Annotated in this window: 20 protein-coding genes; 11 read left to right on the forward strand and 9 right to left on the reverse strand. The window is 69.0% G+C overall.

Annotated features, from left to right (window positions below; genetic code table 11):
• Positions 1-45: 45 nt before the first annotated feature.
• The 3 genes from smc to ligA are packed head-to-tail and all read left to right on the forward strand — an operon-like array spanning position 46 to position 6333.
• Positions 46-3552, forward strand: coding sequence for a chromosome segregation protein SMC (gene smc, locus C8D93_RS02020; protein WP_110263481.1), 3507 nt, complete (start codon positions 46-48; stop codon positions 3550-3552).
• Complete coding sequence (locus C8D93_RS02025) at positions 3549-4262, forward strand: cell division protein ZipA (protein WP_110263482.1); 714 nt, start codon at positions 3549-3551, stop codon at positions 4260-4262. The genes smc and C8D93_RS02025 overlap by 4 nt, the downstream gene beginning before the upstream one ends.
• Before the next feature lie 13 nt (positions 4263-4275).
• Entirely contained in the window at positions 4276-6333 is a 2058-nt protein-coding gene (gene ligA / locus C8D93_RS02030) for an NAD-dependent DNA ligase LigA (RefSeq protein ID WP_110263483.1), read from the forward strand.
• Between the two features lie 12 nt (positions 6334-6345).
• Here ligA and C8D93_RS02035 read toward each other — a convergent pair whose 3' ends face one another.
• The 3 genes from C8D93_RS02035 to ispZ are packed head-to-tail and all read right to left on the reverse strand — an operon-like array spanning position 6346 to position 7448.
• Entirely contained in the window at positions 6346-6618 is a 273-nt protein-coding gene (locus tag C8D93_RS02035; protein WP_110263484.1) for a BolA family protein, read from the reverse strand.
• Positions 6615-6914, reverse strand: coding sequence for a YciI family protein (locus C8D93_RS02040; protein ID WP_110263485.1), 300 nt, complete (start codon positions 6912-6914; stop codon positions 6615-6617). Before C8D93_RS02040 ends, C8D93_RS02035 begins: the two co-directional genes overlap by 4 nt.
• Positions 6915-6917: 3 nt before the next feature.
• Positions 6918-7448 carry a septation protein IspZ gene (gene ispZ, locus C8D93_RS02045; protein WP_110263486.1) on the reverse strand — a complete coding sequence of 177 codons (531 nt, stop codon included), beginning with the start codon at positions 7446-7448 and terminating at the stop codon, positions 6918-6920.
• Between the two features lie 122 nt (positions 7449-7570).
• Between ispZ and C8D93_RS02050 the strand changes: the two genes are divergently transcribed.
• The 5 genes from C8D93_RS02050 to rluB all read left to right on the forward strand — a co-directional run bounded on the left by C8D93_RS02050 (position 7571) and on the right by rluB (position 12126).
• On the forward strand, positions 7571-8194 hold the full coding sequence (locus C8D93_RS02050) for an L-threonylcarbamoyladenylate synthase (RefSeq protein ID WP_110263487.1): 624 nt from the start codon (positions 7571-7573) through the stop codon (positions 8192-8194).
• A gap of 388 nt (positions 8195-8582) precedes the next feature.
• Positions 8583-9596 (forward strand): tryptophan--tRNA ligase, encoded by a 1014-nt coding sequence (trpS, locus tag C8D93_RS02055; protein ID WP_110263488.1) that lies wholly within the window; start codon positions 8583-8585, stop codon positions 9594-9596.
• A complete protein-coding gene (locus C8D93_RS02060) occupies positions 9593-10456 on the forward strand; it encodes a segregation and condensation protein A (RefSeq protein ID WP_110263489.1) in 864 nt (287 codons plus the stop codon). The genes trpS and C8D93_RS02060 overlap by 4 nt, the downstream gene beginning before the upstream one ends.
• Positions 10449-11249, forward strand: a complete 801-nt coding sequence (gene scpB, locus C8D93_RS02065) for an SMC-Scp complex subunit ScpB (RefSeq protein ID WP_110263490.1) — start codon at positions 10449-10451, stop codon at positions 11247-11249. The genes C8D93_RS02060 and scpB overlap by 8 nt, the downstream gene beginning before the upstream one ends.
• Positions 11250-11262: 13 nt before the next feature.
• The gene (gene rluB, locus C8D93_RS02070; protein ID WP_211307155.1) at positions 11263-12126 is read left to right on the forward strand and encodes a 23S rRNA pseudouridine(2605) synthase RluB; all 864 of its coding nucleotides are present in this window, start codon (positions 11263-11265) and stop codon (positions 12124-12126) included.
• Here the strand turns inward: rluB and C8D93_RS02075 are convergent.
• The 4 genes from C8D93_RS02075 to C8D93_RS02090 are packed head-to-tail and all read right to left on the reverse strand — an operon-like array spanning position 12107 to position 15655.
• Positions 12107-12853: an SDR family NAD(P)-dependent oxidoreductase gene (locus C8D93_RS02075; protein WP_110263492.1), complete on the reverse strand. Its 747-nt coding sequence runs from the start codon at positions 12851-12853 to the stop codon at positions 12107-12109. The two genes, rluB and C8D93_RS02075, sit on opposite strands and share 20 nt — an antisense overlap.
• A gap of 53 nt (positions 12854-12906) precedes the next feature.
• Positions 12907-13578 carry an HAD family hydrolase gene (locus C8D93_RS02080; RefSeq protein ID WP_110263493.1) on the reverse strand — a complete coding sequence of 224 codons (672 nt, stop codon included), beginning with the start codon at positions 13576-13578 and terminating at the stop codon, positions 12907-12909.
• Entirely contained in the window at positions 13575-14345 is a 771-nt protein-coding gene (gene ubiG, locus C8D93_RS02085; protein ID WP_110263494.1) for a bifunctional 2-polyprenyl-6-hydroxyphenol methylase/3-demethylubiquinol 3-O-methyltransferase UbiG, read from the reverse strand. Before ubiG ends, C8D93_RS02080 begins: the two co-directional genes overlap by 4 nt.
• Entirely contained in the window at positions 14342-15655 is a 1314-nt protein-coding gene (locus tag C8D93_RS02090) for a TRZ/ATZ family hydrolase (protein WP_110263495.1), read from the reverse strand. Before C8D93_RS02090 ends, ubiG begins: the two co-directional genes overlap by 4 nt.
• A 52-nt stretch (positions 15656-15707) precedes the next feature.
• On the opposite strand from C8D93_RS02090, the gene mtnA reads away from it, so the two are divergent.
• Positions 15708-16709, forward strand: coding sequence for an S-methyl-5-thioribose-1-phosphate isomerase (mtnA, locus tag C8D93_RS02095; RefSeq protein ID WP_110263496.1), 1002 nt, complete (start codon positions 15708-15710; stop codon positions 16707-16709).
• 135 nt (positions 16710-16844) lie between these two features.
• Entirely contained in the window at positions 16845-19550 is a 2706-nt protein-coding gene (gene gyrA, locus C8D93_RS02100) for a DNA gyrase subunit A (protein WP_110263828.1), read from the forward strand.
• A 16-nt stretch (positions 19551-19566) separates the two neighbouring features.
• On the opposite strand, the gene C8D93_RS02105 is transcribed toward gyrA, so the two are convergent.
• Positions 19567-19818 (reverse strand): hypothetical protein, encoded by a 252-nt coding sequence (locus tag C8D93_RS02105; RefSeq protein WP_110263497.1) that lies wholly within the window; start codon positions 19816-19818, stop codon positions 19567-19569.
• A 29-nt stretch (positions 19819-19847) separates the two neighbouring features.
• Positions 19848-20780 carry an oxidoreductase gene (locus C8D93_RS02110; protein ID WP_110263498.1) on the reverse strand — a complete coding sequence of 311 codons (933 nt, stop codon included), beginning with the start codon at positions 20778-20780 and terminating at the stop codon, positions 19848-19850.
• Positions 20781-20848: 68 nt separating this feature from the next.
• Here C8D93_RS02110 and dinB point away from each other — a divergent pair, with 68 nt between their 5' ends.
• Positions 20849-21922 (forward strand): DNA polymerase IV, encoded by a 1074-nt coding sequence (gene dinB, locus C8D93_RS02115; RefSeq protein WP_110263499.1) that lies wholly within the window; start codon positions 20849-20851, stop codon positions 21920-21922.
• Positions 21923-21962 lie beyond the last annotated feature (40 nt).

A 21962-nucleotide genomic window follows, 5' to 3' on the forward strand; every position in this document is an offset into this window, starting at 1 on the left:
CCTATAAGACCGCGCCCACGCGAGGCGCGAAAACACTCGATCAGCATGCGCCTTTCTGGCATCAAGCTCGCCGGCTTCAAGTCTTTCGTGGACGCGATGCAGCTGCCGCTGCCGGTGAACCTCACCGCGGTCGTCGGCCCCAATGGCTGCGGCAAGTCCAACATCATCGACGCGGTGCGCTGGGTGCTGGGCGAGACCAGCATGAAGAACCTGCGCTCCGCGGACGCAGAGGACGTGATCTTCAACGGCTCGAAGACGCGCAAGCCGGTCGGCCGCGCCGCGGTCGAGCTGCTGTTCGACAACAGCGACGGCACCATCGGCGGGCCGTATGCGGCCTACAGCGAGATCGCCGTGCGCCGCGAACTGACGCGCGAAGGCGGCTCGCAGTACTACCTCAATGGCGCCAAGTGCCTGAAGCGCGACGTCACCGACCTGTTCCTCGGGACCGGTCTGGGCGGCAAGAACCAGTACGCGATCATCGAGCAGGGCATGGTGTCGCGGATGATCGAGGCCAAGCCGGAGGAGCTGCGCCACTGGCTGGAAGAGGCGGCCGGAATCTCAAAGTACAAGGATCGTCGCCGCGAAACCGAGTCGAGAATCAGGCAAACCCGAGAAAACCTGATTCGACTGAATGACTTGCGGTCAGAAATTCAGCAAAGACTGGAAGTTCTGACGAAGCAGGCTGCCAATGCCGAGAAGTACAAGGCGGCCAAGGCCGAGGAACGCCAGCTGCGTGCGGAAATCCTGGCGCTGCGGATGCGCCAGTTCGACGAGCAGTGCGCGGGACACGAGTCGGCGATCGCCGAGCTGGAGCAGGCGCTCGAGCAGGCGCGCTCGCGCGTCCATCACCTCGCCGAGGCGCGCGTCTCGGCCGATGTCGAAAGCCGCGCGCTCGCCGGTCACCTGAACGAGGAGCAGAGCAAGGTCTACGAGGCCGAGGCCCAGCTCGCACGGCAGGAACAGAGCCTGCAGCACGCGCGCGAACTGCAGCAGCTCAAGGCGCGCGAACTCGACCAGATCGCGCGCCAGCTCGCGGAGCTGGATGCGCGCCAGGATCGCGAGCAGCAGCGCCTGGAAGAGGCGCGACGGCAGCTCGCCGACCTGGAGCGGCAGGTGGCCGATGCCGAGAACGGCGAGGTCGATGCGCAATCGGCGGTGATCGCCGCCGAAGAGGAAGCGCAGGAGGAACAGCATCGCTGGGACGTGTTCGTCCAGGACGCCGAGACGCCGCTGTCGCAGACCGAGGCGGAGCGCGTGCGCGTCCAGCAGCTCGAACGTGCGCGTTTCCAGAACGATGAACGGCACCGCCGGCTGCAAGGCGAGCTGGCGCAGATCAACGTCGAGCCGATCCGCGTCAGTCTTGAGGAAGCGGATCGCGAGCTGGCGACGCTGAACGCCGAACTCGATGGTGCCGACGAGCGCCTGCGCGAGATGGACACGCAGCTGCAGCAGCTGCGCGACGAGCGCACCGCATCCGAAGCGGCGCTGCACGAGACCCGTCAGCAGCTCCAGGCGGCGCGCGGGCGCGTGGCCTCGCTGGAGACGCTGCAGCAGGCGGCGCTGCGCGAGGACGATGCCGGCCTGAATCAGTGGCTGGCGCAGCACGGGCTGAGCGAGTATCCGCGGCTGGCTGCATCCCTGCAGGTCGACAACGGCTGGGACAATGCCGTCGAACAGGTCCTCGAGGGCCTGCTCCAGGCGCCGGTGGTACAGGACTTCGCAGGACGCGTCCGCGGACTCCAGGCGCCGGAGGGCGGGATCGCACTGGTCGCCGACACGACCGCGCGTGGAGCCTCGGGACTTGCCGCCCAGGTCAGCGGCCCGCAGGCCGTCATCGACCTGTTGCACGGCATCCATGCCGTCGACACCCTCGACGACGCGGAGGCGCTGCTGCCGACGCTGGCCGCCGGCGAATCGGTGATCACGCGCGACGGCGTCTGGTGTGGCGCGCAGTTCCGCCGCTGGCCGGGCCGCGGCAGCGCCGAGGGCGGCGTGATCGCGCGCAGCCAGCTGCTCAAGCAGCTCAAGGTGCAGGTCAAGGCGCAGCAGCAGCAGGTGCTCGAGCGCGAGCAGGTCCTGGGCGAGTTGCGGGGGCGCATCCATGCCGCCGAGCAGGAACGTCGGGACACCTCGTCGAAGTTCGATCAGTTGCGCCACCGCCAGGCGCAGAAGCTCGCCTTCCGCCAGGCCCAGGCGGTGCGCCTCGAGCAGGCGCAGCAGCGCTTCGAGGCGCTGAGCCAGGAGATCGAGACCCTGGATCGCGCACGGGCGCAGCAGCAGGACGAGCTGGAGACCTCGCGCACGCGCCTGTCGTCACTCGAGCAGATCGCCCAGGAACTCCGCGACAAGCGCGCGGCGATGCAGCAGAACCTGCAGCGCAAGCGCGACGCCGTGGTGCGCGCGCGCAACGACGCGATGCAGGTGCAGCAGTCGCGCAACAACCTGCAGGTCCAGCTCGCCGGTCGGCGCAGTGCCCTGAGTGCCCTGGAGCAGGCGATCGCCGACATCCATGCCGGGCGCGAGACGCTGCAGGCACGGCGGATCGAGGAGGAGCGCCACGCGGCCGAACTCGATGCGCCGCTGCAGACCCAGGCCGGCGACGTCGAGCAGGCGCGCGCGGCCGTGGAGACGGCGCGCGCGGCCCTGCGGACGGTACGCGAGCAGGTGGAGGCGGCCGAACTCAAGCTGCAGGAGGCCGCGCAGGTGGCGCGCGCGGCGGAGGCGGACAAGGACGCGGCGCTGGAGCGCCTGCAGCAGGCGAAGCTGGAATTCGAGAACCTGCGCGCGCATCGCGACAGCCTCGAGGAACAGATCGGCGAAACCGGCTTCGAACGCGAGGCCCTGTTTGCCGGACTCGCCGAGGATGCCACGCTGGCCAACTGGGAGGACCGGCTCGGCGTCGTGCTGCGTCGCATCGAGCGGCTCGGCGCGATCAACCTCGCGGCGATCGAGGAGCTCGAAGAGGCCCAGGGGCGCGAAACCTACCTCGCCGAGCAGCATGCCGACCTGCACGGGGCCCTGGAGACGCTCGAAGAGGCGATCCGCAAGATCGACACCGAGACCAAGGAGCTGTTCCGGCAGACCTTCGACAAGGTCGACACGGTGTTCCGCGACCGCTTTCCGAAGCTGTTCGGCGGCGGCGAAGCCTATCTGGAGCTGACCGGCGAGGACCTGCTCGATACCGGCGTGCGCGTGATGGCGCGTCCGCCCGGCAAGCGCAATTCGACCATCCACCTGCTCTCGGGCGGCGAGAAGGCGATGACGGCGGTGGCGCTGCTGCTGGCCCTGTTCCAGCTCAACCCGGCGCCGTTCTGCCTGATGGACGAGGTCGACGCCCCGCTGGACGATGCCAACGTCGGCCGCTTCTGCGAGGTGGTCCGGGAAATGTCGCAGAACGTGCAGTTCATTATCATCACGCACAACAAGATCACCATGGAGCTGGCGCGACAGCTGCACGGGGTGACCATGCAGGAGCCGGGCGTCTCGCGCCTGGTCAGCGTGGACATCGAGCAAGCCGTCGAGCTGGCGACCGAGCAGGGAACGAAGGAATGAGTCCGACGCAGTGGGCGCTTCTGATCGTGGGTGCGGTCGCCGTCATCGCGATCTACTGGTTCAGCCGGCGCGAGCGGCCGGAGGCACGCCGCCGCCGCAGCGAGGCACCGGTGAAGACGGTGAAGCTGCCGGGTGCGGCGCCCGGCGCCGGCAACGACCAGATGGACATGTTCTCGCGCTTCGGCGAGTTCGACGAGTTCGGCGTCGGCAAGCCGCGCAAGCGTGTGTCGCCCGATCTCGGCGGCGGCACATCGGTGGCCGGCACTGGCGCAGCGGCAGCGGCGGCCGCGGCGCCGGTCGAGGAGAAGATCGTGGCACTGCTGATCGCCGAGCGCGAGGGGACCGCGATCTTCGGCGAGCGGATCCACGCCGCGCTCCAGGCGCAGGGCCTGCAGTTCGGCGACCGCAAGATCTATCACCGCATCGCCCGTGGCGCCCCGGTGTTTTCGGTCGCCAGCCTGATCAAGCCCGGTCATCTCGATCCGGCGCAGCGCCGCGAGTTCTCGACGCCGGGTCTGTCGGTGTTCATGGTGCTGCCCGGGCCGACCGCGCCCGAGGAAGCGATCGCCGACATGTTCCTGACCGCCCGTGCACTCGCGCGTGAACTCAATGCCGACGTCTACGACAGCAACCGCGAACCGCTGACGGCAGCAGCGGAAGGGGCCATCGTCGCCGACGTGAAGGCCTGGGCGCGGCTGCAGGGCCTGTAGGAGCGACGGGGCCGTGGGCGCGCCGTCGGCCGCCGTGCAGCGGGCCGAACAGTTGCGGCGCGAACTGCGCGAACACAATCACCGCTACTACGTTCTCGACGATCCGGGCATTTCGGACGCCGAGTACGACACCCTGTTCCGGGAACTGCAGGCGCTGGAGGCCGCACACCCGGAGCTGCTGACGCCGGACTCGCCGACGCAGCGCGTCGGTGGCGCGCCGTCGGCCGAGTTCGCGGCGGTGCGGCATCGCCAGCCGATGCTCTCACTGAACAACTGCTTCAGCGACACGGAACTCGAGGATTTCGACCGGCGCGTGCGCGAGGGTCTGGCGCGTGACGACGTCGATTACGTGGCCGAACCCAAGCTCGACGGGCTGGCGGTCTCGCTGCTGTATCGCGAGGGTCGCTTCGAGCAGGGCGCCACCCGCGGCGACGGCGAAACCGGCGAGGACATCACCGCGAACCTGCGCACCATCCGCGCGATTCCGCTGACCTTGCGCGGGACGGCGCCGCCGCTGGTGGAAGTGCGCGGCGAGGTCTACCTGCCGCACGCCGGTTTCCGGCGCATGAACGAGGAGGCCGCGGCGCGCGGCGACAAGCTCTACGTGAATCCGCGCAACGCCGCCGCCGGCTCGTTGCGCCAGCTCGATCCAGCGGTCACTGCGCGTCGTCCCCTGGCGCTCTACGCCTATGGCCTCGGGTACGTGGAAGGCTGGCGCGCGCCGGCAACGCACCACGAGGTGCTCGCGCAACTGCGCGAATGGGGCTTGCCGGTGTCGCCGCTGATCGAGGTCGTGCACGGCGTCGACGGCTGCCGCGTCTATTACGCCGCCATGCAGACGCGGCGTGCCGGGCTGGCCTTCGATATCGACGGGGTGGTCTACAAGCTCGACGATCTGGCGGGACGCGACGAGCTGGGGTTCGTCGCGCGCGCACCGCGCTGGGCGATCGCGCACAAGTTTCCGGCGGAGGAAGCGCAGACGGTGCTGGAGAACGTCGAGTTCCAGGTCGGGCGGACCGGCGCGCTGACGCCGGTGGCGCGGCTGCAGCCGGTGTTCGTCGGCGGCGCCACGGTGTCGAACGCGACACTGCACAACATGGACGAGATCACGCGCAAGGACGTGCACATCGGCGATACCGTGATCGTGCGCCGCGCCGGCGACGTGATACCCGAGGTCAAGGCCGTCGTGACGGCGCGCCGTCCGCCGGATGCGCAGGCGGTCGTGCTGCCGCCGAGCTGCCCGGTCTGCGGCGGCCGCGTGGAGAAGGAGGAAGGCGAGGTCATCGCCCGCTGCACCAACGGGCTGTCGTGCCGCGCCCAGCTTCACGGGGCCCTGCTGCATTTCGTCTCGCGCCGCGCGATGGATATCGAAGGGCTCGGCGAGAAGCTGCTGGCGCAGCTCATCGAACTCGACTGGGTCCGCACGCCGGCCGACATCTACGCGCTGCAGGCGGAGCGCCTCGCCGGGCTAGAGCGCATGGGCGAGAAGTCCGCGCAGAACCTGGTCGATGCCGTCGGGCGCAGCAAGCAGACCACGCTCGAGCGCTTTCTCTATGCCCTGGGCATCCGCGACGTCGGCGAGACCACGGCCCGCGATCTCGCGCGGCACTTCGGCACGCTCGAGGCGCTGATTGCCGCGGCACAGGCCGACGCACCGACCGCGCATGCCGACAAGGACAAGGAGCGCTGCCCGCAGCTGCGTGCCGTGACCGACGTCGGGCCGGTGGTCGCCGCGCATGTCAGCCATTTCTTCGTCGAGCCGCGCAACCTCGAGGTCATTGCCGCGTTGCGCGGTGCCGGCGTGCACTGGCCCCAGGCGCAGGCCGCGCGCGAGGGGCCGCTGACCGGAAAGACCTTCGTGCTGACCGGCACCCTGCCGGGCATGACGCGCGACGAGGCGGGGGCGCTGATCGAAACGGCCGGCGGCAAGCTGTCCGGCTCGGTGTCGAAGAAGACCGACTATGTCGTCGCCGGCGAGTCTGCGGGCTCGAAACTGGCGAAGGCCGAGAAGCTCGGCGTCGCCGTCATCGATCTCGACGGACTGAAGGCGCTGATCGCCGGCGAAGGCTGAGCGTCCGGACGCTCAGGATGCGACCTCGTCGGGCGTGCGCGCGACGATGGACAGCGCATGGATGTCGGACTGCATCAGGGCGTCGAGTGCGGCGTAGACCGTCCGGTGCCGCTGCAGCGGTCTCTGGCCGGCGAAGGCGGCGCTGACGATCTCGACGCTGAAGTGTCCCTTGCCGCTGGCCGCGCCGGCATGACCGGCGTGCAGGTGGCTGTCGTCGCGCACGGCCAAGTGCGTCGGCGCGAAGGCCTGCTGCAGCGTTTCGCGGATGCGTTCGACACGGCTCACGGCAGGACCTTGAGATACGGCTGCACTGTGGTGCGGCTGAACACGCCCGCATGGACATACGGGTCATCGGCCGCCCAGGCCCGGGCGTCGGCGAGGCTCGGGAACTCCGCGATGATCAGGCTGCCGTGGAACCCGGCGTCCCCCGGATCGGGCGCATCGACGCGCGGCCTCGGGCCGGCGGCGAACAGCCGCTTCCCGTCGATCAGCGGTTGCAGGTAGGCGAGATGCGCGGCACGGGTCGCGCGGCGGATCGGAAGCGAGTCCGGCGCGTCCTCGCCCAGGATCATGTAGAGCATCGACTACTCCTCCGGCAGGTACTGCCGCAGGAACGGCACATGGGCGAGGAAGAACACGAACATCAGCAGCGTGAAGCCGAAGGTCTTGAACTGCACCCAGGTCTCTTCCGAGAAGTGCTGGGCGACATAGACGTTGAGCAGCGCGCAGAACGCGAAGAAGCCGGCCCAGGCCAGGTTCACCTTGCGCCAGACCGGGTCCGGCAGTGTCACCGTCTTCTGCGGGATGCGGGCGAGCAGTACCTTGTCGCCGATGACGTGGCTGAGCAGCAGGGCCAGGGAGAATACGGCATAGACCGCGGTCGGCTTGTACTGGATGAACGCCGGGTCGCGAATCCACAGCGTCAGGCCGCCGAGCAGACCGGCGACGACCGCGGTGATCAGGTGGGTCTTGTGGATGCGCCGCTCGCGCAGCCAGTAGACGGCCACGAGCAGGAACAGCGAGACGATGAGCACGCCGGTGGCGACGTAGATGCCGGCGACGTAGTAGGCGCCGAAGAACAGCAGCGCGGGGGCGAAATCGAGCAGGGCCTTCATTGAGTGGCGTCCTGTACGGGCCGGCGCCGACGTGGCGACGCCTTTTCCATGCAGGCTGGATGTCCTTTGATGAACGAGGTCCGTACATTCTAGAAGGCTTGGGCCGGTAGAATGCGCGCCTCATGGCCGACTGGTTCCAGATCCACCCGGTGAATCCGCAGCAGCGCCTGCTCGCGCAGATCGCCGTGCGGGTGCGACAGGGCGCGGTGATCGCGTATCCGACCGACTCCTGCTACGCGCTTGGCTGCCAGCTCGACGACCGCGGTGCCGCGGAGCGGCTGAGACGCATCCGCGACTTCGACCGCCATCACCAGTTCACGCTGGTGTGTCGCGACCTGTCCGAGATCGCGACCTACGCCAAGGTCGACAACCGCCAGTTCCGCCTGATCAAGTCGCTGACGCCGGGGCCGTACACCTTCGTGCTGATGGCGACCAAGGAGTTGCCGAGGCGCGTGGCCCACGAGAAGCGCAAGACCGTCGGCATCCGCGTGCCGGGGCACGTCACCACGCAGGCCCTGCTCGAAACCCTGGGCGAGCCGCTGATTTCCTGCACGCTGCAGTTTCCCGGCGAGGATCTGCCGGTCGGCGAGCCCGAGGACTGGCGCGAGCAGCTCGACCGGTCCGTCGACATCGTGATCGACGGCGGCCCCTGCGGCGTCGATCCGACCACGGTGCTGGATCTGAGCGAAGACGACGTCAGCGTGGTCCGTCGCGGCAAGGGCGACCTGGAGCGGATCGGGTTGTAGCCCGCATTTCTCACAGGGTCGCCTTCGATCCTCGCGCCGGTGCTGGACGGGGTTGAAGATTTCACGATGAGCCTGCAGAACAAGCTGTTGTCGGGATCGAAGGCTGATCGGCGCTGGCCTGCCTGCGGTGCCATCGGCTTGGGCTTCACTCAACCGATGGAACCACCATCGGTTTCGTTCCAGCCCGGCGCCGCTGGCAGCCTCGGCATACGGCCATCACTCGATCCCCCTGTGAGAAGTGCGGGCTAGCAGGGGCGGCTGCGCCCGGTCAGCCCGGACCCGGCGGCCGGTATAATGCGACGCCTACGAGGGTGCATCGGGCCGGTCCTGCGGCCGTCGATCGGACCTCCCAACGGCCGTCAGGCCCATTGCCCGTCAAGCCCGCACCGTGAGCGCATCGCCCAAACCCGTCGTCCTGTCCGGCATCCAGCCCTCCGGTCACCTGACCCTCGGCAACTATCTGGGCGCGATCAAGAACTGGCTGCCGCTGCACGCCAGTCACGACTGCTACTACATGCTCGTGGACCTGCACGCGGTCACCGTGCGCCAGGACCCGGCGGAGTTGCGCGAGCGCTGCTACGAGTTCATCTCCCTGTACCTCGCCTGCGGGCTCGACCCGGCGAAGAACGTGCTGTTCGTGCAGTCGCACGTGCCGGCGCACGCGAGGCTGGCGTGGGTGCTGAACTGCTATACGCAGTTCGGCGAGCTGTCGCGGATGACGCAGTTCAAGGACAAGAGCGCCAAGCACGTCGACAACATCAACGCCGGCCTGTTCAGCTATCCGGTGCTGATGGCCGCCGACATCCTGCTCTACCAGGCCAATGCCGTGCCGGTGGGCGACGACCAGAAGCAGCACCTCGAGCTGACGCGCGATGTGGCGATCCGCTTCAACAACGTCCATGGCGCGGACAAGCCGGTCTTCACCGTTCCGGAGCCGATGATCCCGCCGGTCGGCGCGCGCATCATGGGGCTGCAGGAACCGACGAAGAAGATGTCCAAGTCCGACGACGCGCCGACCAATGCGCTGTACCTGCTCGACCCGCCGGACACGCTCGTGCGCAAGATCAAGCGTGCGGTCACCGACCTCGGCAGCGAGGTGCGCTTCGACGTCGCCGAGAAGCCGGGTGTCTCGAACCTGATGTCGATTCTCGCGGCCGCGAGCAACCGCTCGATCGAATCGATTGCGCAGGAGTACGACGGTCAGGGTTACGGCAAGTTCAAGCAGGCGGTTGCCGACGCGGTGGTCGCGACGCTGGAGCCGGTGCAGGCACGCTACCGCGAGGTGCGTGACGACACCGAAGGCCTGCGCCGCGTGCTGCGCGACGGCGCCGAACGCGCCTCGGCACGCGCCGACGCCACGCTGCAGCGCGTCCACGACGCCCTCGGTTTCATTCCGGCATGAATACCGAAACCGGCGCCGAGGACATGACCGCGGATGTCCCCGCAGCGGTCGCGGACGCCCGCGCGCCGAAGGTCCATGGCCAGCCGATGGAGAAGCTGCCGGAGGACCTGTACATCCCGCCGGACGCCCTCGAGGTGTTCCTCGAAGCCTTCGAGGGGCCGCTCGATCTGCTGCTGTACCTGATCCGCCGGCAGAACCTGAACATCCTCGACATCCCGGTCCTGAAGATCACGCAGCAGTACATCCAGTACATCGAGCTGATGCGCGAGCTCAAGCTGGAACTGGCCGCCGAGTACCTGGTGATGGCGGCGCTGCTGGCCGAGATCAAGTCGAGCATCCTGCTGCCGCGTCCGCCGCCAGACGAGGCGGTGGAGCAGGGCGACCCGCGCATGGAGCTGGTGCGCCGCCTGCAGGAGTACGAACGGTTCAAGACGGCTGGCGAGACGCTGGAAAAGATGCCGCGCGTCGGCCGCGACGTGTTCCTCGCGCAGGCACGGCCGGAGGTGATTCCGCAGTCGGCGCAGGTGCCGATGCCGACGCTGCGCGAGCTGGTGATGGCGTTCCGCGACGTCATGGAGCGCAGCGCGCTGTTCACGCATCACCAGATCTCGCGCGAGCCGCTGTCGGTGCGCGAGCGCATGTCGCACATCCTGTCGCGCATCTCCAAGGGGCCGGCGCGCTTCGTCGATCTCGTGGACCCGGAAGAGGGGCGTATCGGGGTCGTCGTCTGCTTCCTCGCCGTGCTCGAGCTGGCGAAGTCGTCGCTGATCGCCGTGCAGCAGGATGCGCCCTTCGAACCGATGCTGCTGGCGCCGCCCAAGGCCGCGCCGGCAACGCTGGAGGAAGCTGTCGATGAGTGAAGAAACGACGAACCAGGACGCGGGCGAGCAGGATCTCGACCTGGCGTCGCCGCCGCAGGTGGACGACGAGCGCTGGGGCATGCTCGAGCGCGTGCTCGAAGCCCTGCTGCTGGCGTCGGACCAGCCGCTGTCGATCGAGCAGCTGCACCGCCTGCTCGGCAACGAGCTGGGCGTGACCAAGAAGGATCTGCGCGCCGGGCTCGAGCGCCTGGAAGCGACGCTGGCCGGTCGCGCCGCGGAGCTGCGCGAAGTGGCCAGTGGCTTTCGCATCCAGGTGCGGCCCGACTACGCCGAGTGGGTCAGCAAGCTGTGGCAGGAGAAGCCGCCGCGTCTGTCGCGCGCGCTGCTGGAGACGCTGGCGCTGGTCTGCTACCGCCAGCCGATCACGCGTGGCGAGATCGAGGAGGTCCGTGGCGTGGCGTTGTCGCCGAACATCATCCGCACGCTGCTCGAACGCAACTGGATCCGCGAGGTCGGCGTCAAGGAAGTGCCCGGCCGGCCGTCGCTGTTCGGCACGACCCAGCAGTTGCTCGACGACCTGTCGTTGAAGTCGCTCGACGATCTGCCGAGCCTGCCCGAGATCAAGGACCCGCAGCAGCTCGAAGCGGCCCTGCAGAAGCTCGGCGAGCAGCTGCACGAGGTCTCGCATGTTGCCGACGCGCCGGCCGGAACGACGGCGTCCGCCGCAGAGGATCAGCCGGCCGCCGGTGACGAGGCTGCGCCGGCCGATACCGGGACCGGCGACGAGGCGGGCGAGGGCGATGCCCCGCCGGCACCGCCGACCGTGCACTGAGCACGGACGCCCCGTGGCCGAACGCATCCAGAAACTGCTGGCCACCGCCGGCGTCGCGTCGCGCCGCGAGATCGAGCGCCTGATCGCCGAGGGGCGCATTCTGGTCAACGGGCGGCCGGCCGAGATCGGCCAGCGCGTCGATCACGACGACAAGATCCGCGTCGACGGCCGGCCGATCGGCCTGCAGCGCAAGGCCGACCCTACCCGCGTGCTGATCTACAAGAAGCAGGTCGGCGAAGTCGTCACGCGCGAGGACCCGGAAGGGCGGCGTACGGTATTCCGCAAGCTGCCGGTCCTCGAGGCCAGTCGCTGGATCGCCGTCGGCCGGCTCGACATCAACACCTCTGGTCTGCTGCTGCTGACCAACAACGGCGAGCTTGCGCGGCGCCTGATGCATCCGAGTTTCGAGGTGCCGCGCGAGTACGCGGTGCGCGTCCACGGCCAGGTGGATGCCGAGATGATCCAGCGCCTGACGCGCGGCGTCGAACTCGACGACGGCATGGCGCGGTTCGAGTCGATGCTTGCCGATGCTTACGAGGACGGCGAGGGCAGCAACCAGTGGTTCCGCGTGCGGCTGCGCGAAGGGCGCAACCGCGAGGTCCGTCGCCTGTTCGAATCGCAGGGGCTCGAGGTCAGCCGCCTGATCCGCGTGAGCTACGGGCCGATCGAGCTCGGCCGCGGCATCAAGTCCGCCACCAGCCGTGAAGCGACAGCGGCCGAGATCGAGGCCCTGATGGAGGCGGTGGGACTCGAGCCGGAACGTCCATCGGCACGCCCGCGCAGCGCGAGGCCGTCGACCGGAAGGGCGGCGGCGCGCACGAAGTCCGCGGCGCGCAAGCCCATGCGCAAACCCCGTCCTACAGCGCGCGACCGTTGACGCCGCGGCTGTCGGGACCCAGCAACCACAGCAGGCTCGGCACGACACTGTCCGGCAGCGGCACCGTCTCGGCGCGCTCGCCCGGGTAGCCGCGCAGGCGCACGCCGCTGCGCATCGGTCCCGGATCGAAGCTGTTGATCCGCAGCGTCGAGCGGTCGCTCAGCTCCGCGGCCCAGGAGCGCATCATCTGCTCGACCGCGGCCTTGGCGATGCCGTAGACACCGTCGTAGGCATGCGGCTCGCGACCGTGCCGGTCGGACAGGAAGACGACCGAGGCGTCGCTCGACGCCTGCAGCAGCGGCAACAGGTTGCGGGTCAGCGCGTAGGCTGCGGTGAGGTTGACCTGCAGCCCCTCCACCCAGTCCTTCGGCTCGATGTCGGCCATCGGCGAGAACGCCTTGAAGTGGACAGCGCAGTGCAGCAGGCCGTCGAGGCCGCCCATTTCTCGCGCCACCGTCTCCGCGAGATCGGCGTAGTCCTTCCATCCGGCGCCGACCAGATGCATGGGGTAGATCGCTGGTTGTGGTGCGCCGCCGGCTTCGATGGCGTCATAGACGGCCTCCAGCTTCCTGACCGTGCGTCCGAGCAGGATCACGGTGGCGCCGTGTGCCGCGCATCCCAGCGCCGCGGCGCGACCGAGGCCGTCGCCGGCGCCGGTGATCAGGATGCGACGGCCGGCGAGCAGATCCGGTGTCGGCTGGTAGTTGGCGGGAATCGAGTCGGACATCGGTGGCGCGGCAGCAGGGGGCGCGTAGTGTAGCGGCCCCCGCGGGGCGGCTCTCAGCCGCGAGGCTGCCCGGCGAGCCAGTGCAGCAGGGCGTCCGGCGACTCCACGACCCGATCGGCGCCCCAGCGGTCGACCGGGGTATCGCCGATGTAGCCCCAAGCAGCGGCGATGCTGCGCATGCCCGCCGCGTGTGCCGCATCGATATCGCGCAGGTCGTCGCCCACGTAGACACAGTTCGACGCCGCAACGCCGGCGAGTGCTGCGGCGTGCAGCAGTCCGTCCGGTGCCGGCTTGGCGCGTGGCACCTCGTCGGCGCTGACGGCGCAGCAGGCGCGCGCGGCCAGGTCGAGCGCATCGAGCAGCGGCCCGGTCAACCACGCCGGCTTGTTGGTCATCACACCCCAGCGCCGCTGCTGCGCCTCGATGCCGGCCAGCAGCTCGGCGATACCGTCGAAAGGCCGCGAATCGTCGGCCAGATGTGCGCGATAACGGTCGAGGAACAGGCGGCGGTGCGCATCGAACTCCGGATGCTCGGGCGTGATGCCGAGCGCCTTGTGCAGCAGCCCGCGAGCGCCGGCGGACGCGACCGGCCGGTAGTCGGCCAGCGGCAGCGGCGGCAGCCCCAGCGTCGCGCGGACGTGGTTGGCGGCATGGCCGAGATCCGGCGCGGTATCGACCAGCGTGCCGTCGAGATCGAACAGCACGCAGTGGACCGGTGCGCTCATCGGTCCTGCGGTCGCCGGCAGTGCATGAAGTAGTTGACGTCGATGTCGTCGGACAGCGTCGCTGCCCGCAGCAGCGGGTTGTAGCGCAGGCCCTTCATGCCCTGCAGTTCGAGTCCGGCCGCGCGCGCCCAGGCTTCCAGCTCGGACGGCCGGATGAACTTCTCGTACTGGTGCGTGCCGCGCGGCACGAGGTTCAGCAGATACTCGGCGCCGACGATCATCAGCGCGAACGACTTCGGGTTGCGATGGATGGTCGAGAACACCACGTCGCCACCGGGGCGCACGAGACGCGCGCAGGCGGCGACGACCGAGGCCGGATCGGGTACGTGCTCGAGCATCTCCAGGCAGCACACCAGGTCGTAACGGCCGGCCTGCTCGGCCGCCAGCGGCTCGGCGGCGATCTGCCGGTAGTCGACGGCGACGCCGGACTGCTGCGCGTGTGCACGCGCGACGGCGAGCACGTCCGCAGCCATGTCGACGCCGAGCACCTGGGCGCCCTCGCGTGCCAGCGCCTCGGCCAGCAGGCCGCCGCCGCAGCCGACGTCGACGGCGCGCTTGCCCCGCAGCCCGTCGGCGCAGCGCGCGATGTAGCGCACGCGCGGCGGGTTGATGACGTGCAGCGCCTGCATCTCGCCCTGCGGGTCCCACCAGCGCGCGGCGAGGGCGTCGAAGTTGGCGATCTCCTTCTGATCGACATTGGCGCTGCGGGTTCCAGCCGTGGCGCCGGCCCCGACCGGACCGTGCTCTGTTCCGGACGCATTCGTCATGGCTTGATCTTCCTGCGCCACTCGCCGGCGCGGGCGATCGCGGCATGCTCGTCGAGCGTCGTCAGACGCCGCTCGCGCAGCAGCGCACGACCGGCGACATAGGCATCGCTCACCTGTTCGCGGCCCGCGGCGTAGACCAGTTGCGAGAGCACGTTGTAGACCGGTTGGGTGTTCGCGGCGGACAGGTCCACGGCGATGAAGTCCGCCGACTTGCCGGCCACCAGCGAACCGATCTCGTCGTCCAAGCCGAGCGCCCGGGCACCGCCGAGCGTCGCCGCGTGCAGCGCGTCGGCGGCCGGCAGGGTCCGCGCGTCGCCTGCCACCGCCTTGGCCAGCAGGGCCGCGCAGCGCATTTCCCCGAACAGGTCGAGATCGTTGTTGCTCGCCGCGCCGTCGGTGCCCAGGGCGACGTTGACGCCGGCCGCGCGCAGTTTGCCGATCGGCGCGAAACCGCTGGCGAGCTTGAGGTTGGATTCGGGACAGTGGGCCACATGAACGCCGTGCGCCGCGGCCTGCGCGATCTCCTCGTCGGTGAGCTGGGTCATGTGCACCGCGATGAAGTCCGGGCCGAGCAGCTCGAGCTCGCGCAGCCGCTGCCAGGGGCGCTTGCCGGTGGCCTCTACGGCCATCGCCACCTCGCCGGCGGTTTCGTGCACGTGCATGTGGATGCCGATACCCAGCTCGTTGGCGTACTGGCGGATTTTCAGCAGCGGTGCGTCGGAGACCGTATAGGGCGCATGCGGCGCGAAGATCGTGCGCACCAGCGGCTCGTGCTTGAGGGCGTCGTGCAGTTCCAGGCCCTTGTGGATGTATTCATCGGCCGACGATGCCCAGGCGCTCGGGAAGTCGATCGCGATCAGGCCGACGCTGGCGCGCACACCCGCCTCGATGGCGATGCGCGCGCTCGCGTCGGGGAAGAAGTACATGTCGTTGATGCAGGTGACGCCGCCTCGGATCATCTCGGCGAACGCCAGCCGCGCGCCGTCCTCGCAGAAGTCGGGTGCCACGTGCGCGGCCTCGGCCGGCCACATGTGGTTCTGCAGCCAGTCCATCAGCGGCAGGTCGTCGGCGATGCCGCGCAGCAGGCTCATTGCCGCGTGCGTGTGGACGTTGACCAGGCCGGGCAGCACTGCGTGGTCGGGCAGCGCCAGCGTCTCGCGTGCCTGGTACTGCGCCCGGGCCTCGGCGATCGGCAGGACCGCGACGATGCGCCCGCCATCGACGATCAGCGCATGGGATTCGAGCACGGCGCCGGCCGGTTCGATCGGCACGAGCCAGCGCGGTGCGACCAGCAGGTCGACGGAAATCATGGGTGTCAGCGGGGCCGGTAGAATCTGCGCCGCATTCTATCCGAGCGATGCCATGACCTCCGCCGTGCAGCCGATTCTCTGGACCCGCGAGCAGCTGCGGTTGCTGGACCAGCGCGAGCTGCCGCAGCACGTGCGCTGGCTCGATTGCCGCGGTGCCGCCGACGTGGCCGCGGCGATCCACGACATGGCGGTGCGCGGTGCGCCGGCGATCGGCATCGCGGCCGCGTACGGACTGGTGCTGGCGCTGCGCGCCGACGCCGACGGTTTCGACCGCGCCTTCGCCGCGCTGGCCGCGTCGCGGCCCACCGCGGTGAACCTGCGCTGGGCACTCGAACGCATGCGCGGTGTGTGGCTGGCGACGCATGACATCGAGGCCCTGGAAGCCGAGGCCGTGCGCATCCACGAGGAGGATCTGGCGCAGAACCTGCAGATCGGCGCCTTCGGTGCCGCGTTGCTGCCGTCCGGCGCACGCGTGATCACCCATTGCAACACCGGCGCGCTGGCCACCGGCGGCCACGGCACCGCGCTCGGCGTGATCCGCAGCGCCTGGGCGCAGAACCGGCTGGCCATGGTCTACAACACCGAGACGCGGCCGTGGTTGCAGGGCGCGCGCCTGACGGCGTGGGAACTGCAGCAGGAGGGCATCCCGGCGCGCCTGATCGCCGACGGTGCCGCGGCGCACCTGATGTCGCGCGAGAAGATCGACTGGGTGATCGTCGGCGCCGATCGCATCGCCGCGAACGGCGACACCGCTAACAAGATCGGGACGTATGCGCTCGCCGTCGCGGCCCGTCGTCACGGGGTGAAGGTCATGGTCGCGGCCCCGAGCGGCACCTTCGACCTGCGCTGCCCGTCAGGTCGCGAGATCCCGATCGAGGAGCGGCCGTCCACCGAACTCACGGCGTTCCGCGGGCAGGCCGTGGCACCCGATGGATTCGACGCCTTCAACCCGGTGTTCGACGTGACGCCGGCGGAGCTGATCGATGCCATCGTCTGCGAGCGTGGCGTCGTCGGGACGCCCACGTCCGAGGGGGTCGCGCGGCTGCTGGGATAGGCCCTTTCGAGGGGGCTTTGTGTTAAAATTCCTTGACAAATATGACCGCGCCCACCGGGTGCGCAACCCTCTGAAAAGGCAATAAAAGCTGCGGCACCGCGAGGGCCGCGGCGTGCCGCATACATGAAGCCGGACATGAGTGACTTCGCCAAGGAGGTTCTGAGCGTCAATCTCGAGGACGAGATGCGGCGCAGTTATCTCGATTACGCGATGAGCGTGATCGTCGGCCGAGCGCTCCCGGACGCGCGCGACGGCCTCAAGCCGGTGCATCGCCGTGTGCTCTACGCGATGAAGGAGCTCGGCAACGACTACAACAAGCCGTACAAGAAGTCGGCGCGCATCGTCGGCGACGTCATCGGTAAGTACCACCCGCACGGCGACTCCGCGGTGTACGACACGATGGTGCGCATGGCCCAGGACTTCTCGATGCGCTACGTGCTCGTCGACGGCCAGGGCAACTTCGGCTCGGTCGACGGCGACGCGCCGGCGGCGATGCGTTACACCGAGGTGCGCATGGCGCGCTTGGCGCACGAGCTGCTGGCGGACATCGACAAGGAGACGGTCGACTTCCAGCCCAACTACGACGGTTCCGAGACCGAGCCGGGCGTGCTGCCGACCAAGGTGCCGCAGCTGCTCATCAACGGCAGCTCGGGCATCGCCGTCGGCATGGCGACCAACATCCCGCCGCACAATCTTTCCGAGGTCATCGACGGCTGCATCGCGCTGATCGACAACCCCGAGATCGAGCTGGCCGAGCTGATGCAGCACATCCCGGCGCCGGACTTTCCGACCGCGGGCCTGCTGCTCGACGCGCACGGTCTGGTCGACGCCTACGCGACCGGCCGCGGGCGTGTCGTCATCCGCTCGCGCACGCACTTCGAGGACATCGGCAACGACAAGCAGGCGATCATCGTCACCGAGCTGCCGTACCAGGTGAACAAGGCGCGGCTGCTCGAGAAGATCGCCGAGCTGGTCAAGGACAAGAAGATCGAGGGCATCACCGAGCTGCGCGACGAGTCCGACAAGGACGGCACGCGCATGGTGATCGAGCTGCGGCGCGGCGAGAACGCCGAGGTGGTGCTGAACAACCTGTTCCAGCACACCCAGCTGCAGGACAGCTTCAACCTCAACATGGTCGCGCTGGACAACGGCCAGCCGCGACTGCTGTCGCTCAAGGAACTGCTGCAGATCTTCGTCCGCCATCGCCGCGAGGTGGTCACGCGGCGCACACGCTACCTGCTGCGCAAGGCGCGTGAACGCGCCCATGTGCTGGAGGGGCTTTCGGTCGCGCTGGCCAACATCGACGCGATCATCGAGCTGATCAAGACCAGCCCGAACCCCGCCGAGGCCAAGGCCGGACTGATGGCGCGGCTGTGGGCACCGGGACCGGTCACCGCGATGCTCGAGCGTGCCGGCAGCGATGCGTCGCGTCCGTCGGACCTGGCGGCGGAATTCGGCATCGTCGACGGTGCGGACGGAGCGGGCTACCGTCTGTCCGAGGCCCAGGCCCAGGCGATTCTCGATCTGCGTCTGCATCGCCTCACCGGGCTCGAGCAGGACAAGATCCACGACGAGTTCCGGCAGCTGCTGGAGTCGATTCTGGACTACCTCGACATCCTCGGCTCTGACGAGCGCCTGCTCGACGTGATCCGCGGCGAGTTGCGCGAGATCAAGGAGCAGTACGGCGACGCACGTCGCACCGAGATCACCGACGCCGCGCTGAACATGGCGCGCGAGGACCTGATCCCGCCGCAGGACATGGTGGTCACGCTGTCGCACGAAGGCTACGTCAAGGCGGTGCCGCTGGACGAGTACCAGGCGCAGCGGCGCGGTGGTCGCGGCCGGATCGCGGCGACGACCAAGGAAGCGGATTTCGTCGATCGCCTGTGGGTGGCCCACTCGCACGACACGCTGTTGTGCTTCTCCAGCCTGGGCAAGTGCTACAAGCTGCGCGTGTTCGAGCTGCCGAGCGGTTCGCGCGGTTCGCGCGGCAAGCCGTTCAATAACCTGCTGCCGCTGGAAGAGCGGGAGAAGGTCAACGCCGTGCTGCCGATCAAGTCCTTCGACGACGCCCCGCCCGGCATGGCCTCGCCGGAGCAGAAGGCGTTCATCTTCATGGTGACGCGGCGCGGCACGGTGAAGAAGACCGAACTGGCCGCGTTCAAGAACGTGCGCGCCAACGGCATCATCGCCGTCGACCTGCGCGTCGACGACGAGTTGGTCGGCGTCGCACTGACCGGCGGCGGTCACGACATCATCCTGATCTCCGACGGTGGCCGTGCGATCCGCTTCAACGAGGCCGACGTACGGCCGATGGGGCGCGGCGCCACCGGCGTGCGCGGCATGCGCCTGCTGAAGACCTTTGCCAGCGGCGACGACGAGACCGAGGACGCGGCGGCCGATGAGGCCGACGAGGCTGCCGCCGACACCGGTCCGGAGCAGGCGCGCGTGATCTCCCTGCTGGTCGCCAACGGCGGCGATCAGGACAGCGAGATCCTGACGGTGTCGGAACTGGGCTACGGCAAGCGCACGCCGGTCGCGCAGTTCCCGCGGCGCGGCCGCGGCGGCCAGGGCGTGATCGCGCAGGCGCTGTCGGAGAAGACCGGTCGCCTGATCGGCGCCGTCGCGGTCGGCGACGACGACGAGGTGATGCTGATTTCCGAGAGCGGCATTCTCATCCGCTTCAAGACCAGCGACGTGCGCACGATGAGCCGCAACACCCAGGGTGTGCGCCTGATGCGGCCGACCGACGGCGATCGCCTCGTCGGGGTCGACCGGATCGACGGCGAGGATGCCGAGGGAGCCGAGGACGCCGTACTGCCGCCGGTCGACGGCGAGTAGGCGGGGCGCCGGGCGTTCAGATCCCTTCGGATGACGGCCTGAGCTGACGCAGGTCCTCGACGCCGTTGCGGCAGCCGAAGACGAAGGCGTCCGGGTAGCCCTCGCAGTACTGCGGATCGGTGAAGTTGCCGCGCTGTGCCCATTCGTAGCCGTCGGTGTGGGTCGTGCAATGCGTGCTGCACGGCGCCGGCGGCGGCACGGTGTCGCCGCGGGCGCAGGCGCCGATCAGCAGGGTGGTGAGCGTCAGCGGAAGGATGATGCGGGTCATCGTCGGAAAGTGGATTCGAAGCGTCGGGGTCAAAGATAGCGCACGCCGGTGAGGCGTTCCGATGCCTCCCACAGCAAGCGGTTGCGTTCGGGATCGCGGGCGATGCGCAGGCAGCCGACGCGCCGCGGATGGCCCTTGAGCTGTTGCCAGCCGTCCGGACCGAAGTAGTCGCCGCTTTCGACGTCGGGCATGGTGATCGCGTAGAGCTGCGGCAGCGCGCCCATGGCCTGATCCTGGCTGAGCAAGGCGTTGCCGAACTGCATCAGCAGCCTGCCGACACGGGAGTTCTGCTGCGCCGGCCCGACGAACATCAGATTGGTCGCCGCATAGCCCGGGTGGGCACAGGCCGAGCGGACATCGAAACCGGCGGCGCGCAGGCGACGGTCCAGCTCGAAGTGGAACCTCAGGTTGGCCATCTTGCTGCGACCGTAGGCGTCCCACTTGTTGTAGCGCTGGCGCTCGAAGCCCAGGTCGCCCGCATCGAGGCGCATGCCCCACTTGTGGGCATTGCTGGCGACGCTGACGACGCGCGCGCCGGCTGTGGCCTTGAGCTGGTCGAGCATCAGGCCGGTGAGGGCGAAGTGGCCGAGATGGTTGGTGCCCATCTGCATCTCGAAACCGTCCTTCGTGCGCTGCAGCGGCAGCGCCATGACGCCGGCGTTGTTGCACAGCACGTCGATGCGCTCGAAGCGGCGTGCGCAATCGGCAGCGAACGTGCGGACCGACGCCAGGTCGGCGAGGTCCAGGGTCATCAGCTCGGCCTTCGCGCCGGGAGCGCGCCGCTGCACCTGGTCGAGCGCGGCGCCGGCCCGGTCCGGATTGCGGCAGGCCATGATCACCTCGGCGCCGGCCGCGGCGAGCGCAACGCTGGTCTCCAGTCCCAGCCCGCTGCTCGCCCCGGTCACGACGATGCGGCGACCCTGCTGCGGCGGAATGTCCGCCACGGTCCATTGCGTGCTCATCCGGCTCCCCCGTCACAAAGCGCTGCAGCGTAGCCGGTTTTGCGTTGCGACCGCTACGATGGCGGCGAATGCGCAAGATCATTCACGTGGACATGGATGCGTTCTACGCATCCGTAGAGCAGCGCGACGATCCGTCGTTGCGCGGCCGTCCGGTGGTCGTGGCGTGGCGGGGGGCGCGCTCGGTGGTCTGTGCGGCCTCGTATGAGGCGCGGCGCTTCGGCGTGCGCTCGGCGATGCCGGCGGTGCGCGCCGAGCGGCTGTGTCCGGAGGCTGCGTTCGTGCCGCCGGATTTCAGCCGCTACCGAACGGTGTCGCGCCAGGTCCGCGAGATCTTCCGCCGCCATACCGCGCTGGTCGAACCGCTGTCCCTGGACGAGGCCTACCTGGACGTGAGCCATCCGCTCAGCGATCTGCCCAGCGCCACCGCGATCGCCGAATCGATCCGCGCCGCGATTCGCGCCGAACTGCAGCTGACGGCTTCGGCCGGAGTCGCCCCGAACAAGTTTCTCGCGAAGATCGCCTCGGACTGGCGCAAGCCCGATGGCCTGTTCGTGATCCGGCCGGCACACGTCGCGAAGTTTCTCGAACCGTTACCGGTGGGGCGCCTGCCCGGCGTCGGCAAGGTGATGGAAGGCCGGCTGGCGCAGATGGGCATCGCGACGGTCGGGCAATTGCGCCTGCGCGATCCAGGTGAGCTGCAGGATCGTTTCGGTCGCTATGGCCGGCGCCTTCACGAACTGGCGCACGGGATCGACGAACGCAGCGTCGAACCGGACCGCCCGGTGCAGTCGGTTTCGGCCGAAGACACCTTCGCCCAGGATCTGCCGCTCGATGCACTGGCTCCGCACGTCGAACGCATGGCGCGGAAAGCCTGGACGGCGTCGCGCAAGTACGAGCGGATCGGGCGCACGGTCGTGCTCAAGCTCAAGACCGCGGACTTCCGCATCCTGACGCGCAGTCACACGCCGCCGCTGCCGCCGGCGGACGAGGCCGAATTCGTCGGCATTGCGGTCGGCCTGCTGGCGCGCGCGGCAGGCGTGGCCGGTACGCGCTACCGTCTCGTCGGTGTCGGACTGGGAAATTTCGCCGACGCCGACGATCCGCGCGTGCAGGACCTGTTCACCGGGACGGCGATGACGTGAGACCGTCATCCGCACGCCATCTGTCCGCCACGCCGTTCTC

It is taken from the genome of Sinimarinibacterium flocculans, from assembly GCF_003201205.1.
In the GTDB taxonomy this organism is placed as follows: Bacteria; Pseudomonadota; Gammaproteobacteria; order Nevskiales; family Nevskiaceae; genus Solimonas; species Solimonas flocculans.

What these genes read in the sequence shown, in the direction of transcription:
- ispZ (WP_110263486.1), bottom strand. Translation starts at nt 7,448, where the DNA reads ATGAAGGCCCTGCTCGATTTCGCCCCCGCGCTGCTGTTCTTCGGCGCC.
- C8D93_RS02025 (WP_110263482.1), top strand. Translation starts at nt 3,549, where the DNA reads ATGAGTCCGACGCAGTGGGCGCTTCTGATCGTGGGTGCGGTCGCCGTC.
- C8D93_RS02110 (WP_110263498.1), bottom strand. Translation starts at nt 20,780, where the DNA reads ATGAGCACGCAATGGACCGTGGCGGACATTCCGCCGCAGCAGGGTCGC.
- C8D93_RS02060 (WP_110263489.1), top strand. Translation starts at nt 9,593, where the DNA reads ATGAATACCGAAACCGGCGCCGAGGACATGACCGCGGATGTCCCCGCA.
- scpB (WP_110263490.1), top strand. Translation starts at nt 10,449, where the DNA reads ATGAGTGAAGAAACGACGAACCAGGACGCGGGCGAGCAGGATCTCGAC.
- mtnA (WP_110263496.1), top strand. Translation starts at nt 15,708, where the DNA reads ATGACCTCCGCCGTGCAGCCGATTCTCTGGACCCGCGAGCAGCTGCGG.
- gyrA (WP_110263828.1), top strand. Translation starts at nt 16,845, where the DNA reads ATGAGTGACTTCGCCAAGGAGGTTCTGAGCGTCAATCTCGAGGACGAG.
- C8D93_RS02050 (WP_110263487.1), top strand. Translation starts at nt 7,571, where the DNA reads ATGGCCGACTGGTTCCAGATCCACCCGGTGAATCCGCAGCAGCGCCTG.
- smc (WP_110263481.1), top strand. Translation starts at nt 46, where the DNA reads ATGCGCCTTTCTGGCATCAAGCTCGCCGGCTTCAAGTCTTTCGTGGAC.
- dinB (WP_110263499.1), top strand. Translation starts at nt 20,849, where the DNA reads ATGCGCAAGATCATTCACGTGGACATGGATGCGTTCTACGCATCCGTA.
- C8D93_RS02105 (WP_110263497.1), bottom strand. Translation starts at nt 19,818, where the DNA reads ATGACCCGCATCATCCTTCCGCTGACGCTCACCACCCTGCTGATCGGC.
- C8D93_RS02080 (WP_110263493.1), bottom strand. Translation starts at nt 13,578, where the DNA reads ATGAGCGCACCGGTCCACTGCGTGCTGTTCGATCTCGACGGCACGCTG.
- ubiG (WP_110263494.1), bottom strand. Translation starts at nt 14,345, where the DNA reads ATGACGAATGCGTCCGGAACAGAGCACGGTCCGGTCGGGGCCGGCGCC.
- C8D93_RS02040 (WP_110263485.1), bottom strand. Translation starts at nt 6,914, where the DNA reads ATGCTCTACATGATCCTGGGCGAGGACGCGCCGGACTCGCTTCCGATC.
- C8D93_RS02090 (WP_110263495.1), bottom strand. Translation starts at nt 15,655, where the DNA reads ATGATTTCCGTCGACCTGCTGGTCGCACCGCGCTGGCTCGTGCCGATC.
- C8D93_RS02075 (WP_110263492.1), bottom strand. Translation starts at nt 12,853, where the DNA reads ATGTCCGACTCGATTCCCGCCAACTACCAGCCGACACCGGATCTGCTC.